At 70.6% G+C, this 14,791-nt stretch carries 13 protein-coding genes; all 13 read right to left on the bottom strand.

What is annotated here, in order from left to right; translation table 11 throughout:
* Positions 1–164 precede the first annotated feature (164 nt).
* On the bottom strand, positions 165–1,250 hold the full coding sequence (locus tag AC0699_RS04230; RefSeq protein ID WP_478655356.1) for a DivIVA domain-containing protein: 1,086 nt from the start codon (positions 1,248–1,250) through the stop codon (positions 165–167).
* Between the two features lie 49 nt (positions 1,251–1,299).
* Positions 1,300–1,596 carry a YggT family protein gene (locus AC0699_RS04225; RefSeq protein ID WP_469768429.1) on the bottom strand — a complete coding sequence of 99 codons (297 nt, stop codon included), beginning with the start codon at positions 1,594–1,596 and terminating at the stop codon, positions 1,300–1,302.
* A 66-nt stretch (positions 1,597–1,662) separates the two neighbouring features.
* Positions 1,663–2,286: a cell division protein SepF gene (locus AC0699_RS04220; RefSeq protein ID WP_453666694.1), complete on the bottom strand. Its 624-nt coding sequence runs from the start codon at positions 2,284–2,286 to the stop codon at positions 1,663–1,665.
* Between the two features lie 134 nt (positions 2,287–2,420).
* Positions 2,421–3,140, bottom strand: a complete 720-nt coding sequence (locus AC0699_RS04215; protein ID WP_469768427.1) for a YggS family pyridoxal phosphate-dependent enzyme — start codon at positions 3,138–3,140, stop codon at positions 2,421–2,423.
* Positions 3,137–3,862: a peptidoglycan editing factor PgeF gene (gene pgeF / locus AC0699_RS04210; protein WP_478655352.1), complete on the bottom strand. Its 726-nt coding sequence runs from the start codon at positions 3,860–3,862 to the stop codon at positions 3,137–3,139. The genes AC0699_RS04215 and pgeF overlap by 4 nt, the downstream gene beginning before the upstream one ends.
* Positions 3,863–3,879: 17 nt before the next feature.
* Entirely contained in the window at positions 3,880–5,082 is a 1,203-nt protein-coding gene (gene ftsZ / locus AC0699_RS04205; protein ID WP_478655349.1) for a cell division protein FtsZ, read from the bottom strand.
* A 279-nt stretch (positions 5,083–5,361) separates the two neighbouring features.
* Positions 5,362–6,162: a cell division protein FtsQ/DivIB gene (locus AC0699_RS04200; protein ID WP_478655347.1), complete on the bottom strand. Its 801-nt coding sequence runs from the start codon at positions 6,160–6,162 to the stop codon at positions 5,362–5,364.
* Between the two features lie 15 nt (positions 6,163–6,177).
* Complete coding sequence (murG, locus tag AC0699_RS04195; protein WP_453666686.1) at positions 6,178–7,272, bottom strand: undecaprenyldiphospho-muramoylpentapeptide beta-N-acetylglucosaminyltransferase; 1,095 nt, start codon at positions 7,270–7,272, stop codon at positions 6,178–6,180.
* A gap of 6 nt (positions 7,273–7,278) precedes the next feature.
* A complete protein-coding gene (gene ftsW / locus AC0699_RS04190) occupies positions 7,279–8,625 on the bottom strand; it encodes a putative lipid II flippase FtsW (protein ID WP_478655512.1) in 1,347 nt (448 codons plus the stop codon).
* Positions 8,626–9,212: 587 nt separating this feature from the next.
* A complete protein-coding gene (gene murD / locus AC0699_RS04185; RefSeq protein WP_478655345.1) occupies positions 9,213–10,631 on the bottom strand; it encodes a UDP-N-acetylmuramoyl-L-alanine--D-glutamate ligase in 1,419 nt (472 codons plus the stop codon).
* The gene (gene mraY, locus AC0699_RS04180; protein WP_478655343.1) at positions 10,628–11,698 is read right to left on the bottom strand and encodes a phospho-N-acetylmuramoyl-pentapeptide-transferase; all 1,071 of its coding nucleotides are present in this window, start codon (positions 11,696–11,698) and stop codon (positions 10,628–10,630) included. The genes murD and mraY overlap by 4 nt, the downstream gene beginning before the upstream one ends.
* Positions 11,695–13,134 carry a UDP-N-acetylmuramoyl-tripeptide--D-alanyl-D-alanine ligase gene (locus tag AC0699_RS04175; RefSeq protein ID WP_478655342.1) on the bottom strand — a complete coding sequence of 480 codons (1,440 nt, stop codon included), beginning with the start codon at positions 13,132–13,134 and terminating at the stop codon, positions 11,695–11,697. The genes mraY and AC0699_RS04175 overlap by 4 nt, the downstream gene beginning before the upstream one ends.
* A complete protein-coding gene (locus tag AC0699_RS04170) occupies positions 13,131–14,786 on the bottom strand; it encodes a UDP-N-acetylmuramoyl-L-alanyl-D-glutamate--2,6-diaminopimelate ligase (RefSeq protein ID WP_478655340.1) in 1,656 nt (551 codons plus the stop codon). Before AC0699_RS04170 ends, AC0699_RS04175 begins: the two co-directional genes overlap by 4 nt.
* Positions 14,787–14,791 lie beyond the last annotated feature (5 nt).

The raw sequence follows: 14,791 nt of genomic DNA, 5'->3' as shown, positions 1-14,791 counted from the left end.
CCTGCCCCATCCGGACAACCGCGGACCCCATGGAAACCACCCCCCTTCAGCGTGCACAACCGGCGGGGAACCACCACACACCAACCCCCCCCCCCGCCCCCTCCCCCCCCCCCCCGGCCCTTAGCCTGCCGACGGCTACGCGCTCACCGCGCGACAGCCCGCCGTCAGTTGTCGTCCTCGTCGATGAGGAAACCGCGCATCGGCGACGGCGCCTGCTGCATCGGCTGCGGACCCTGCGGCCGCACCGGTGCCATCGGCTGGGTCATCGCCGGCGACATCTGCTGCTGGCCGCCGTACGACGGAGCGCCACCCATCTGCGGGTTGCCGCCCATCGTCTGGTTGCCGCCGAAGGTCGGGGCACCCGCGCCGGCCGGAGCCATCGAGGGGGACGGCGGCAGCGACGGGGCCGCCGGGGTCCGCGGCGGAGCCAGGGAGTCGTCCGCCTGGGTCTCCAGCTGACGCAGCTGGCTCTCCAGGTACGACTTCAGCCGCGTGCGGTACTCGCGCTCGAAGCCGCGCAGGTCCTCGACCTTGCGCTCCAGCGTCGCGCGGGCCGACTCCAGCGAGCCCATCGCGACACGGTGCTTCTCCTGCGCGTCCCGCTCCAGCGCGTCCGCCTTGGCGCGGGCGTCGCGCTCCAGGCCCTCGGCGCGCGAACGCGCCTCACCGACGATCTTGTTGGCCTCGGAGCGGGCCTCGGCGATGGCCTGGTCGGCCGTCTGCTGGGCCAGCGAGAGCACACGCGCGGCGCTGTCGCCGCCCGGGCCCTGACCGGGGCCGCCCATCGGACCGCCCATGGGGCCGCCCATCGGGCCACCCATGGGACCGCCCTGCATCGGGCCACCCATGGGACCGCCCTGCATCGGTCCGCCCTGCATCGGGCCCTGCGGACCATGACCACCGGGGCCGGCGGGCAGCTGCGGAGCACCACCGGGCAGCTGGGGCGGACCCATCTGCGGGGGCTGCTGCTGGACCGGCGGTCCGGATATGGCGGCGGGCACCGGCGCGCCGGGTCCACGGCCGTCCTGCGGCTCCGGCGGCTTGCGCATGCCCTGCTGCTGCTGGTTCTGCGCAGCGGCACGGGTCGCAGCGGCCAGCTTGGCACGCAGGTCCTCGTTCTCGCGGAGCAGGCGCGTCAGTTCGGCTTCGACCTCGTCGAGGAAGGCATCGACTTCGTCCTCGTCATAGCCTTCTCGGAGGCGGACGGTCGTGAACTGCTTGTTCCGCACGTCCTCGGGGGTCAGCGGCATCTCTTCTTCACCTCTACGTAGTCGTCGGCAGTCGGCAAGACCGTATCGTTCACACCTGGCTCGCAAAGTTGTTCACGATGGAGATCAGGATGTAGACGATGATCATCAGAACGAAGAAGGACAGGTCGAGTGCCACGCCCCCGAGACGCAACGGCGGGATGACCCGCCGCAGAAGCTTGAGTGGTGGATCGGTGACAGTGTAGGTGGCCTCCAGGACGACCACCATCGCCTTCCCAGGTTGCCACGAGCGGGCGAACTGGAAGACGTAGTCCATGACCAGCCGGAAAATGAGCACGACAAGGAAACACGTCAGCGCGATGTAGATCACATCCAGTGCGACACCCATCCCGCGTGTCCCTCTCCCCTGGCTCTCGTTCCGGCCTCGCGGCCGGGTCGTTCCTCGGTCGTTTTCTCAGCTCTGGTTGAAGAACCCGCCCTCTGCGATGCGGGCCTTGTCCTCCGCCGTGACATCGACGTTAGCAGGCGACAACAGGAACACCTTCTGCGTCACCCGCTCAATGCTGCCATGCAGACCGAAGACGAGTCCCGCGGCAAAGTCGACAAGTCGCTTCGCATCGGTATCGTCCATCTCCGTGAGATTCATGATCACCGGGGTGCCCTCACGGAAGTGTTCCCCGATGGTACGGGCCTCGTTATAGGTCCGCGGGTGCAGTGTGGTGATGCGGTAGGGCTCCCGCTCGGACACGACCTTGGGCATGATCACTGGTGCGTTCTTCTCCAGATTCGGTCGTTCAGGTGTGATGGATGCCACGGGGGCGATTCGTGCCGGACGTCCGGATTCCGCGGGCAGCGAAGCGGAATGGACGACCGGCTCACGCGGCGCGGGCGGCTGGACCACACGCGCCGGCTCTTCCCGTTCCACCTGATGCGGGGGCTGGTGCCGCCGGCGGTCCCGCTCGGGCTCCGGCTCCATCTCGGGTTCGAAGTCGTCGTCGGGGTCGAATCCCCGGCCGTCGTACCCATCGTCCTCCACGAGGCCGAGGTAGACCGCCATCTTGCGCATCGCGCCGGCCATTCTCTGAGTCCTCCGCTCTGTGGTGGATCGGCTTCGTTCGGCTACGTCACCAAGTGCCCGCGATCCACTCGGTCTGTCCGTCTTTCGACGGAAATGACCATATTTTCTACTGTGGTCCGACTTGCTTCGCGACGTTACCCGAGCCGGGGTCGGACTCCGAGTACCGCCGTACCGACGCGCACATGTGTCGCTCCGGCCGCTACGGCCTCTTCGAGGTCCGCACTCATCCCTGCTGACACCATGTTCGCAGCAGGACGGTCCGCGCGCAGGCGGGATGAGAATTCCATCAGCCGCTCGAACGCCGCCTGTTGGCGCCCCGCGTACGGCCCCGCGAGTGGTGCGACGGTCATCAGTCCGTCAAGTCGCAGCCCCGGCGAGTCGCCCACCGCGGCGGCCAACTCCTCGATGCCGTCGGGCGCGATGCCGCCCCTGGCGCCCTGCTGCCCCGACTCGGCGTCAAGGGCGACCTGGATCAGGCACCCCAACTCGCGCCCGGCGCGCACCGCAGCCGCGGACAGTGCGCGGACGAGCCTGAGCCGGTCGACCGACTGCACGACATCGGCATAACTCGCAACAGAACGGACTTTGTTCGTCTGGAGCTGACCGACGAAGTGCCAATTGAGATCGAGGTCGGAGCAGGCAGCGGCCTTCGGAGCCGCCTCCTGGTCCTTGTTCTCGGCGACATGGCGCACACCGAGCTCGTGCAGGAGCCGTACGTCGCTCGCCGGGTAGGTCTTGGTGACCACGATCAGGGTCACTTCCCCGCGCTTGCGCCCGGCCGCGGCGCAGGCGGCGGCGATACGTTCCTCCACGCGCGCGAGATTCTCGGCGAGTTCGGTCTTGCGGTCGGTCATGCTGCGTTCTCTTCTGCCCGGATCCAGACATATCCCGCGAGCCGCCCGGTGGTGCGGTCGCGGCGGTACGAGTAGTGGTCTGTCGATTCCAGTGTGCAGACCGGGGACGCCTTCAGGTCCCGTACGCCGAGCGCTTCGAGCTGGACGTGCACTCCGGCGGTGACGTCGACGGCCGGGGTGCCCCAGCTGGTCTCGGCCCAGGCCGCCGGTTCCACCGCGGCGACCTCGGCGCGCATCGCCTCCGGGACTTCGTAGCAGCGTCCGCAGACGGCCGGTCCCGTGCGGGCGGTGATGCGGGCCGGTTCGGCACCGAGCGCGATCATGGCCTCGACCGCGGCCGGTACGACTCCGGCGACCATCCCGGGGCGGCCGGCGTGGGCCGCGCCCACCACCCCCGCGACCGGATCGGCCAGCAGTACCGGGGTGCAGTCGGCGGTGAGGACCGCGAGCGGCAGTCCGCGCCGGGCGGTCACCACCGCGTCCACCGCCGGGACCGGAGCATCCCCCCAGGGTCCGTCGACGACGGCGACATCGCGCCCGTGCACCTGGTTCATCCAGACGACGAGGCCCGGGTCGAGCCCGAGGGACTTGGCGGCCAGCTCCCGGTTCGCGACGACGGCGGCGGGGTCGTCACCGACCGCGCCGCCGAGGTTGAGCTCCTCGTACGGAGCGGCGCTCACTCCGCCCCACCTGTCGGTGAAGGCGAAATGCGCGCCGCTCACGCTGTCATGCTCCCGTATCACTTCAGGAAGTCCGGGACATCCAGCTCTTCGGCCTGGCTGTCGTACGGCCGGGCCGGCGGTACCTGCGCGGACGTGCTCTGCGACAGCGAGGTCTCGTTCCCCACCGGGGCCGGCTCGGCCGCGGCGGGCTCCTCGCGCGGCGGCACCGTGCCGAGGCCGCCGATGGAGCGCGGCTCGGGGCGGGCCGGGGAGGCGGGCTCCTCGCGCTTTGCGGACGCGGAGCCGATCACGGTGTCCCGGCGGGCCGGGGGCTGGCCCCCGTCGAAGCCGGCCGCGATGACCGTGACCCGTACCTCGTCGCCCAGCGCGTCGTCGATGACGGCGCCGAAGATGATGTTGGCCTCGGGGTGGGCGGCCTCGCTGACCAGCTGGGCGGCCTCGTTGATCTCGAAGAGACCGAGGTCCGAGCCGCCGGAGATGGAGAGCAGGACGCCGCGGGCGCCGTCGATGGACGCCTCCAGCAGCGGCGAGGAGATGGCCATCTCCGCCGCGGCCACCGCGCGGTCGTCGCCGCGGGCCGAGCCGATGCCCATGAGTGCCGAGCCGGCCTCGGACATCACGGACTTCACGTCGGCGAAGTCGAGGTTGATGAGGCCCGGGGTGGTGATGAGGTCGGTGATGCCCTGGACACCGGAGAGCAGTACCTGGTCCGCGGACTTGAACGCGTCGAGCACGCTGACCTGGCGGTCCGAGATGGAGAGCAGCCGGTCGTTCGGGATGACGATGAGGGTGTCGACCTCTTCGCGGAGCTCGGCGATGCCGTCCTCCGCCTGGTTGGCGCGGCGGCGGCCCTCGAAGGTGAAGGGCCGGGTGACCACGCCGATGGTCAGCGCGCCGAGCGAGCGCGCGATGTTGGCGACGACGGGCGCGCCGCCGGTGCCGGTGCCGCCACCTTCGCCGGCGGTGACGAAGACCATGTCGGCCCCCTTGAGGACCTCCTCGATCTCCTCTCGGTGGTCCTCTGCCGCCTTGCGACCGACTGCCGGGTTGGCTCCGGCCCCGAGGCCGCGGGTGAGTTCGCGGCCGACGTCGAGCTTGACGTCGGCGTCGCTCATCAACAGGGCTTGCGCGTCAGTGTTGATCGCGATGAACTCGACGCCCTTGAGACCGACCTCGATCATTCGGTTGATGGCATTGACACCACCGCCGCCGACACCGATGACCTTGATGACTGCGAGGTAGTTCTGCGGTGCTGCCACGTCGAAGGCCTCTCGCCTCGAGTTACGTGTCGTCGCTTCGCGGTGGTGGCCGCGCGGCGACGACGGATGCCGATGGGACGGTCCGAAACGCCGACCCAAACCCTAACGTTGAAGTTTAGGGTTACCAGTGTCTCTGATTCCTGGACTCTCTCGAACGAGACACTAAGTCGACAAGTGGCGCGCGTTCAACGAACACGCCGAACCTCCCGTTTTTCTTTTCACCCTATGTGATCAGCCGTTGCGCTGACCAACCAGGGTTCTGGCCTGCGCATTTGTGCGTCAACTCGCCGACATGGCAGGGGCGGTGGGGGCACTCACATCGAAGTACCCCGCACGGGGAGCGGCTTTCATCAGGGCGGTGAGCGATCGCGCCTTCGCCTCGCCGTCCTCGCTGCTGCCCCACATCACGGTGCGGTCGCGGGTCAACTTCAGCGTGATGGCGTCGTACGAGCGGACCTCGACGCCCTGGAGCTCCTTCGCGGCCCGCGCGGGGAGTTCCGAGACGACGCGGACCGCCTCCACCAGCAGCCGCTGCTCGCCGAAGCGGCGCAGACTCGGCGACTGATTCGTCGTCAATTTCACCAGGGGAACACCTTTGGGCGCTTTGTCCACCGTGGCAAAGCGGACACCTTTCGCGTCCACTTCGATGAAGTTTGAGCCCTTTTCGACGAGGAGCACCGGCTTTCGTTCCGTCACGTTCAGAACGATTCCGTGCGGCCACGAACGGGCCACGTCGACCGAGTCGATACGGGGCAGTTCGTCGCGCAGCCGGCTCTCAATCCGGTCCGTATCGACGGAAATCAGCGGCGCCCCGAACGGCGCGGCAGCCGCCTCCTCGACCTCACGGGGCGTCAGAACCTGCGTACCGGACACTCCGACCCGCTCGACGCGGAGCCACGAGGAGCCGTAGAGCAGCCAGACTCCGCCCGCGGTGAGCACCAGGGCGGCAAGGGCGAACAGCAGGAACCGGCGAGCGGGCAGCCTGCGGCGGCGGGGTGCGGAACCTCCGCGAGCCTGGCCGGCCGACGACGGGCCCTTCGGCTTCCGGGTGCCGCGGTCGGCGGTCGTCGGTCCGGCCATGCTCCCTGCCTTTCCCTACGCCTGCCGGCGTGCGGCAATCGCCTCGTACACCATTCCGACAAGCAGATCGTCTGCGTCCCGGCGCCCGAACTCGGCGGCGGCGCGGGACATCTCGTACAGCCGGTGCGGGTCGGCGAGCACGGGGAGCACCTGTCCCTGAACCCACTCGGGGGTCAGCTCGGCGTCGTCGACCAGCAGTCCGCCGCCGGCCTTCACCACCGGCTGGGCGTTGAGCCGCTGTTCGCCGTTGCCGATCGGCAGCGGTACGTACGCGGCGGGCAGCCCGACGGCGGAGAGTTCGGCGACGGTCATGGCGCCCGCGCGGCAGAGCATCATGTCGGCCGCGGCGTACGCGAGATCCATCCGGTCCACGTACGGTACCGGGATGTAGGGCGGCATTCCGGGCATGTTGTCCACGCGCGGCAGTTCGTTCTTCGGGCCGACCGCGTGCAGGATCTGGATGCCGGAGCGCTGCAGCAGCGGGGCGACCTGCTGGATGACCTCGTTGAGGCGGCGGGCACCCTGGGAGCCGCCGGAGACCAGCAGCGTCGGCAGATTGGGGTCGAGACCGAACGCGGCGCGCGCCTCAGGCCTCACCCGGGCCCGGTCGAGGGTGGCGATGGAGCGGCGCAGCGGGATGCCGATGTAGCGGGCGCCGCGCAGCTTGCTGTCGGGCGTCGAGACCGCGACGGCCGCGGCGTACCGCGAGCCGATCTTGTTGGCCAGGCCCGGGCGGGCGTTGGCCTCGTGGATGATGATCGGCACGCCGAGGCGCTTGGCGGCGAGGTAGCCGGGCAGCGCGACATAGCCGCCGAAGCCCACGACGGCGTCCGCCTTCGTGCGCTCCAGGATCTGCTCGGCGGCCTTGATCGTGCCGCGCAGCCGCCCGGGGACGGTGATCAGCTCGGGTGTGGGCTTGCGCGGCAGCGGTACGGCGGGGATGAGCGCCAGCTCGTAGCCCCGCTCGGGGACGAGCCTGGTCTCGAGCCCACGCTCCGTGCCGAGGGCCGTGATGCCCACGGTCGGATCCTGCCTGCGCAGGGCGTCCGCGAGGGCGAGCGCGGGCTCGATGTGGCCGGCGGTCCCCCCACCGGCGAGTACGACATGCACCGAAATTCACCGCTCTCCGGACGGACGCTTCTTGACGCGCCGCCTCATCGTCTTCCATCTCACCCCGGCCCTTTTACCGAATCCGGGCTGCCGCATGGCCAGGGCCGCCTTCGCGGCGGGATCCTCTCGCGCGAACGCGATCAGCAGTCCCACGGCGAACATGGTCGGCAGCAGGGCCGACCCCCCGTAGGAGAACAGCGGGAGGGGAACACCGGCGATCGGCAGCAGACCGAGCACCGCACCGATGTTGACCACGGCCTGGGCCGTGATCCAGGTGGTCACACCTCCCGCGGCGTACCTCACGAAGGGGTCCTCCGTGCGTCCGGCCACGCGGATACCCGCATAGCCTAGAGCCGCGAACAGGGCGAGTACCGACAGTGTCCCTGCCAGCCCCAGTTCCTCCCCCGTGATGGCAAAGATGAAGTCGGTGTGCGGTTCTGGGAGTTGCCCCCATTTTTCCACACTTGCTCCGATGCCGGAACCGAACCATCCGCCGGAGGCAAGAGCATAGATGCCGTGCACGGCCTGCCAGCAATTGTCGTCGGGTCCCGGATCTGTGGCAGCAATGCACTGGAACCGGGACATCCGGTTGGAACTGGTCTTGATCAGGATCGCGCCGATCACCGTGGCGATGCCGAGCACCCCGGCGAAGAGCCTGGTGGGGGCGCCGGCCAGCCAGAGCAGCCCGAAGAGGATCGCGGTCAGGATGATGGCCGTGCCCATGTCACCGCCGAGCATGATCAGCCCGAGCAGCATGAAGGCGACCGGCACCAGCGGCACGAGCATGTGCTTCCACTGGGTGAGCAACCGTTTGTCCTGCTTGCGGGCGAGCAGGTCGGCGCCCCAGAGGATGAGGGCGAGCTTGCCGAATTCACTGGGCTGCAGCTGGAAGGGGCCGCCCAGGGAGATCCAGTTCTGGTTGCCGTTGACGGAGTGCCCTATCCCGGGGATCTGCACGAGCACCATCAGGAAGGTGCTGCCGACGAGGAGCGGGTAGGCGAACGCCCGGTGGAGCTTGGACGGCATACGGGAGGCGATGAGCAGCAGCCCGGTGCCGATGACCGCCGCGAGGAACTGCTTCCGGAAGAAGTAGGAGGCGGGCAGGGACAGCTCCAGCGCGGTGATCATCGACGCGGAGTAGACCATCACCAGCCCGAGCACGGTGATCAGCAGCCCGGCGCCGAGGATCAGGTAGTACGCGGTCAGCGGCCGGTCCCACGCCCGCCGCGCCTGCTCGTAGACGCGCCGGATCCCGCTCCCCAGCGGCGGCCGGGGCGCTCCGGCCGTACCGCCGCCGCCTCCGCGCGCGGCGGGCGGCCGCAGGGGCCCGGCGGTCCTGCCGCGCAGCGCCACCCCGGGAACCCCCGCGAAGGCCGGCTCCGGCACGAGACCCCGCGCGAGCCCGGCGACGAGCTCCCGGGCGGCGGCGAGGGGGGCGGTATGGCGAACGGGGACCTCGGCGTCCCCGGGCCCGGTGACGGCCGCACCACGGCCGCCCGCAGTCGGCGCACGCCCGCCCTCAGGCGCGGGGCGCGCCGTCGGGGCCGGCGGGCCGGAGGTCGCGGGGGCAGCCCGGCGCCCCGTGACGTGCGGCCGCACGGATGCGGCAGCACCGGCGGCCACGGAGCCGGCGGCTGGAGCAGGGTCCGACGGCCCCGGATGCCCGGGCGCGGGAGTCGAGGGCGTACGCCGCCCCACGCCGCTGCCGGCAGCGGCGCACGCCGCCGTGGCGCCCGGCCCCGCGGACACGGGGACGTCGGCGGTCCTGGGACCGGCGGCACAGGGATCGGCAGCCCTGGGACCGGCGGCACAGGCCGCGGGAGTGCGGGGTGCCGGGGTGGTGCCGGACCCCGGGGGGTGAGGCGCGTCGGGCGGCATGGTCGCTGTCCCCTCCAGTCGTGGCCGACGCCGCCGGGTCGAGGCGGCGGGGCCCGGGCCGGTCAGGCGCGCTCGGCGGCGAGGGCGCGGACCGCGTCCGCGAAGGCCTCGCCTCGCTTGTTGTAGTTGGCGAACATGTCCATCGAGGCGCACGCCGGGGCCAGCAGAACGGTGTCCCCCGGCAGCGCCAGCCGCGCCGCTTCGCGGACCGCCGCCGACATCGCCCCAGTGTCGGTCCGGTCGAGGTCGACCACCGGGACCTCGGGCGCGTGTCGCGCGAGGGCTTCCCGGATCAGCGCGCGGTCCGCGCCGATGAGGACCACCGCGCGCAGTCGCTTCGCCGACTTCTCGACGAGCTCGTCGAACGTGGCGCCCTTGGCGAGCCCGCCCGCGATCCAGACGATCGGGTCGTACGCCGCCAAAGAGGCTTCCGTGGCATGGGTGTTGGTGGCCTTGGAGTCGTCGACGTACGCGACGCCGTCGACCTCGTCGACGAACTCGATGCGGTGCGCGTCGGGCCGGAAGGCCCGCAGACCGTCCCGTACGGCGGCCGGTGCGACGCCGAAAGCACGCGCGAGCGCCGCCGCGGCGAGCGCGTTCGCGATGTTGTGCGGAGCGGGTGGGTTGATGTCCGTGACTTCGGCGAGCTCCTGGGCCTGCTTCTGCCGGTTCTCGACGAAGGCGCGGTCCACCAGGATCCCGTCCACGACGCCGAGCTGCGAGGGCCCGGGGGTCCCCAGCGTGAAGCCGATCGCCCGGCAGCCCTCCTCGACGTCCGCCTCGCGCACCAGGTCCTCGGTGGCGGGGTCGGCCACGTTGTAGACGCAGGCGACCGTGTTGCCTTCGTAGATACGGCCCTTGTCGGCGGCGTACGCCTCCATGGAGCCGTGCCAGTCGAGGTGGTCCGGCGCCAGGTTGAGCACGGCGGCGGAGTGGGCGCGCAGCGAGGGCGCCCAGTGCAGCTGGTAGCTGGAGAGCTCGACGGCGAGGACGTCGTACTCCGTGTCGCCGAGCACCGCGTCCAGCAGCGAGACGCCGATGTTGCCGACGGCGGCGGTTTTCAGACCGGCCGCCTCCAGGATCGACGCGAGCATCCGCACGGTCGTGGTCTTGCCGTTGGTGCCGGTGACCGCGAGCCAGGGGGCCGAGTCGGGGCCCCGCAGCCGCCAGGCGAGTTCGACGTCGCCCCAGACCTCGACGCCCGCCTCGGCGGCCGCGGCGAACAGGGGCTTGTCGGGCTTCCAGCCGGGCGCCGTGACGACCAGCTCGGTGCCCTCCGGCAGGGTCGACCCGTCACCGAGGCGGACGGTGACGCCCTCCGCCTCCAGCTCCGCGGCCTGCGCACGCGCGCGCTCGTCGTCGCCGTCGTTGACGACCGTGACGACCGCGCCGAGACCGTGCAGGACGCGGGCGGCGGGAATGCCGCTCACGCCCAGCCCGGCGACGGTGACGCGCTTGCCCTGCCAGTCCTGCGTACTCACTTGTCGGCCGCCCAGCCCGCGTAGAAGAGTCCCAGACCCACGATGACGCACATGCCCTGAATGATCCAGAAACGGACCACCACAAGGACTTCCGACCACCCCTTGAGCTCGAAGTGGTGCTGCAGCGGAGCCATCCGGAACACGCGCTTGCCGGTGAGCCGGAAGGAGCCGACCTGAATGATCACGGACATGGTGATCAGGACGAACAGACCGCCGAGGAGCGCGAGGAGCAGCTCCGTACGGGAGCAGATCGCGAGGCCGGCGAGCGCGCCGCCGAGGGCCAGCGAGCCGGTGTCACCCATGAAGATCTTGGCGGGCGAGGTGTTCCACCACAGGAAGCCGAAGCAGGCGCCCATCAGCGCCGAGGCGACGACCGCGAGGTCGAGCGGGTCGCGCACCTCGAAACACGCGTTGGGGTTGGTCAGCGTCGTCGCGTTGGCGCAGGACTCCTGGAACTGCCAGAGCCCGATGAAGGTGTACGCGCCGAAGACCATCACGGACGCGCCGGTGGCCAGACCGTCCAGACCGTCGGTGAGGTTCACGCCGTTCGACATGGCGAGGATCATGAACAGCGCCCACACGACGAACAGCACCGGGCCGATGGACCAGCCGAAGTCGGTGACGAAGGACAGCCTGGTGGAGGCCGGGGTCTGACCGCGGAGGTCCGCGAACTGCAGCGCCAGCACCGCGAAGGCGATACCGACGATCAGCTGTCCGGCCATCTTCGCCTTGGCCCGCAGACCCAGCGACCGCTGCTTGACGATCTTGATGTAGTCGTCGAGGAAGCCGACCAGGCCCATCCCCGCCATCAGGAAGAGCACCAGCACACCCGAGAAGGTCGGGTCCTCGCCGGTGATCACCTTGGTGACGGCGTACGCGATCAGCGTGGCCAGGATGAAGGCGATGCCGCCCATGGTGGGCGTGCCCTTCTTGCTGCCGTGGCTGCGCGGGCCGTCGTCACGGATGAACTGCCCGTATCCCTTGCGGGCCAGCAGCTTGATCAGCAGAGGGGTGCCGATGAGGGTCAGGAAGAGCCCGATGGCTCCCGCGAAGAGGATCTGCCTCATCGGCCGGTGACCTGCCCCTCTGACGACTCGGTGGAGTTCTCCAGCAGCGCCTGGGCGATCCGCTCGAGCCCGGCCGACCTGGAAGCCTTCACCAGTACGACATCTCCCGGGCGCAGCTCTCTGCGCAACAGGTCGACCGCCGCCTGCGCGTCGGACACGTGCACCGACTCCTCACCCCACGAACCCTCGTTATAGGCGCCCAGTTGCAACCAGGACGCTTCCCTGCCCCCGACTGCGACGAGCTTGCTGACGTTGAGCCGGACGGCGAGCCGTCCGACCGCGTCGTGCTCGGCCAGCGACTCGCCCCCGAGCTCGGCCATCGGACCGAGCACCGCCCACGTACGTCCCCCGTTGGCCTGGGCGGCCGCGCCCATGGCCGCGAGCGCACGCAGGGCGGCTCGCATGGACTCGGGGTTCGCGTTGTAGGCGTCGTTGACGACCGTCACGCCGTCCGGACGCTCGGTGACCTCCATACGCCAGCGGGAGAGGGTGCCGGCCTCCGAGAGCGCGAGGGCGATCTCGTCGACGGACATGCCCAGCTCATGGGCGACGGCGGCCGCGGCGAGCGCGTTCGACACGTGATGCTCACCGTACAGCCGCAAGGTCACGTCGCTGCACCCGGAGGGTGTGCGAAGCCGGAATGCGGGCTGTCCGCTCGGCATGAGCCGGACATTCTCGGCGCGAACGTCCGCTTCGTCCGACTCGCCGAACAGGACGACGCGTGCCTTCGTGCGGGAGGCCATCGCGCGCACGAGAGGGTCGTCGGCGTTGAGGACGGCCACACCGTCCTCTTCGGCAGGGGGGAGCGCCTCGACGAGCTCGCCCTTGGCCTCGGCGATCTGCTCGCGGCCGCCGAACTCGCCGATGTGGGCGGTGCCGACGTTGAGCACGAGGCCGATCCTCGGCGGCGTGAGGCCGGTGAGGTAGCGGATGTGGCCGATTCCGCGGGCGCCCATCTCCAGGACCAGGAACCTGGTCTCCTCGGTGGCGCTCAGCGCGGTCAGCGGCAGGCCGATCTCGTTGTTGAGGGAGCCCGGCGTCCAGACGGTCGGCGCCTTGTGCCGCAGCACCTGCGCGATGAGGTCCTTGGTGCTGGTCTTGCCCGCGGAGCCGGTGAGGGCCACGAGCGTCGCGCCGAGCCGCTCCACGACGGCGCGCGCGAGGGCACCCAGCGCGCGCTGGACATCGTCGACGACGATCGCGGGGACGCCGACCGGACGCGAGGCCAGCACGGCGACCGCGCCCGCCGCGATCACGTCCGCGGCGTAGTCGTGGCCGTCGACGCGCTCGCCCACGAAGGCTGCGAAGAGGCTGCCGGGCCCGACCTCACGGGAGTCCCGGACAACGGGTCCCGTGACCTGCACGGACGGATCCGGTATGTCGTACGACTGCCCGCCGACGATTTCGGCGATCTCGGCGAGGGAGAGGGCGATCACTGCTTCATCCCTGACTGTTCCTGTGACGTCTTGTGATGGTGCTCGATCGCTTCGCGAAGGACCTCGCGGTCGTCGAAGGGACGGACCACTCCGGCGACGTCCTGGCCCTGCTCATGGCCCTTGCCCGCGACCAGCACGGTGTCGCCCGCCTCGGCGCGTGCGACGGCCGCGGCGATGGCGGCGGCCCGGTCCTCGAAGACCAGGACGTCGCCGCGCTCGTGGACCGGCACCTCGGCGGCGCCCGCGAGCATCGCGGCGAGGATCGCGAGGGGGTCCTCGGAACGGGGGTTGTCGGAGGTCAGTACGGCGGTGTCCGCGAGGCGGGCCGCGGCGGCGCCCATCGGGCCGCGCTTGGTCCGGTCGCGGTCCCCGCCGCAGCCGAGCACGATGTGGACCTTTCCCTTGGTGACCTTGCGCAGGGAGCGCAGGACCGATTCCACAGCGTCCGTCTTGTGCGCGTAGTCGACCACCGCGAGATACGGCTGGCCGGCATCGACGCGCTCCAGCCGGCCCGGCACGCCGGGGACGGCGGCGACGCCGTCGGCCGCGGTCTGCGGATCGATCCCGGCGACGGCCAGGGTGACGATCGCGGCCAGGGTGTTGGCGACGTTGAACGGGCCGGGCAGCGGCGCTGCGGCGCGTACCCGCTCGCCCCGGGGCCCGACGGCGGTGAACGTGGAGCCGAGCGAGCCGACTTCGACGCCCTCGGCACGCCAGTCGGCGTCGGGGTGCCCCTCGGCGGAGAACGTGACGACCGGAATAGCCGACTCCGTCGCCAGCCTGCGGCCGTACTCGTCGTCGAGGTTGACGACGCCCTGCCGCGCGCGGGCCGGGGTGAAGAGCTGGGCCTTGGCGCCGAAGTAGTCCTCCATGTCGGAGTGGAACTCCATGTGCTCCGGCGTGAGGTTGTTGAAGACGGCGACGTCGAAGACGCAGCCGTCGACCCGGCCGAGCACCAGGGCGTGGCTGGAGACCTCCATGGCGACCGATTCGACGCCCCGCTCGCGCATCACCGCGAAGAGCGCCTGCAGGTCGGTGGCTTCGGGAGTCGTCCGTTCCGACTTGATGCGCTCGTCGTCGACGCGCATCTCGACGGTGCCGATCAGGCCAGTGCGGTGGCCCGCTCCGCGCAGCCCGCCCTCGACGAGATACGCCGTGGTGGTCTTGCCCGAGGTGCCGGTGATGCCGATCTGCAGCAGGTCCTCGCCGGGCCGTCCGTAGATGGCGGCGGCGAGCTCGCCCATTCTGCCGCGCGGGTTCCCGGTGACCAGGATTGGCAGTCCGGTCGCGGCGGCGCGGTCGGCGCCCGTCGGGTCGGTGAGGATCGCGGCCGCGCCGAGGTCCTTGGCCTGGGCGACGTAGTCGGCGCCGTGCAGCCGGGCGCCGGGCAGTGCGGCATACACGTCTCCCGGGCGTACCGCCCGCGAGTCGTGGGTGATGCCGGTGACCGCGCCGGAGCCCGGGGGCTCGACCCCGAGCCGGTCGGCCAGCTCTGCGAGATCGATCGGGCGGACCTCGGCCGGACGGGGCGGGGCGGTTCGGTACTGATCAGCATGTGGCACGGCGGTGAGCGTACCGGGCGTACCGGGACCGGTGCTAAATGAGGTCCGTTCAGGACCGTGGTTCCCGGAATCGGGCGTGATCGTTCTCACTGGCT

Source organism: Streptomyces sp. NPDC043870 (assembly GCF_056435785.1).
Note: the sequence above shows the minus strand (reverse complement) of the source record. Positions and strands in the feature narration are given on the sequence as shown.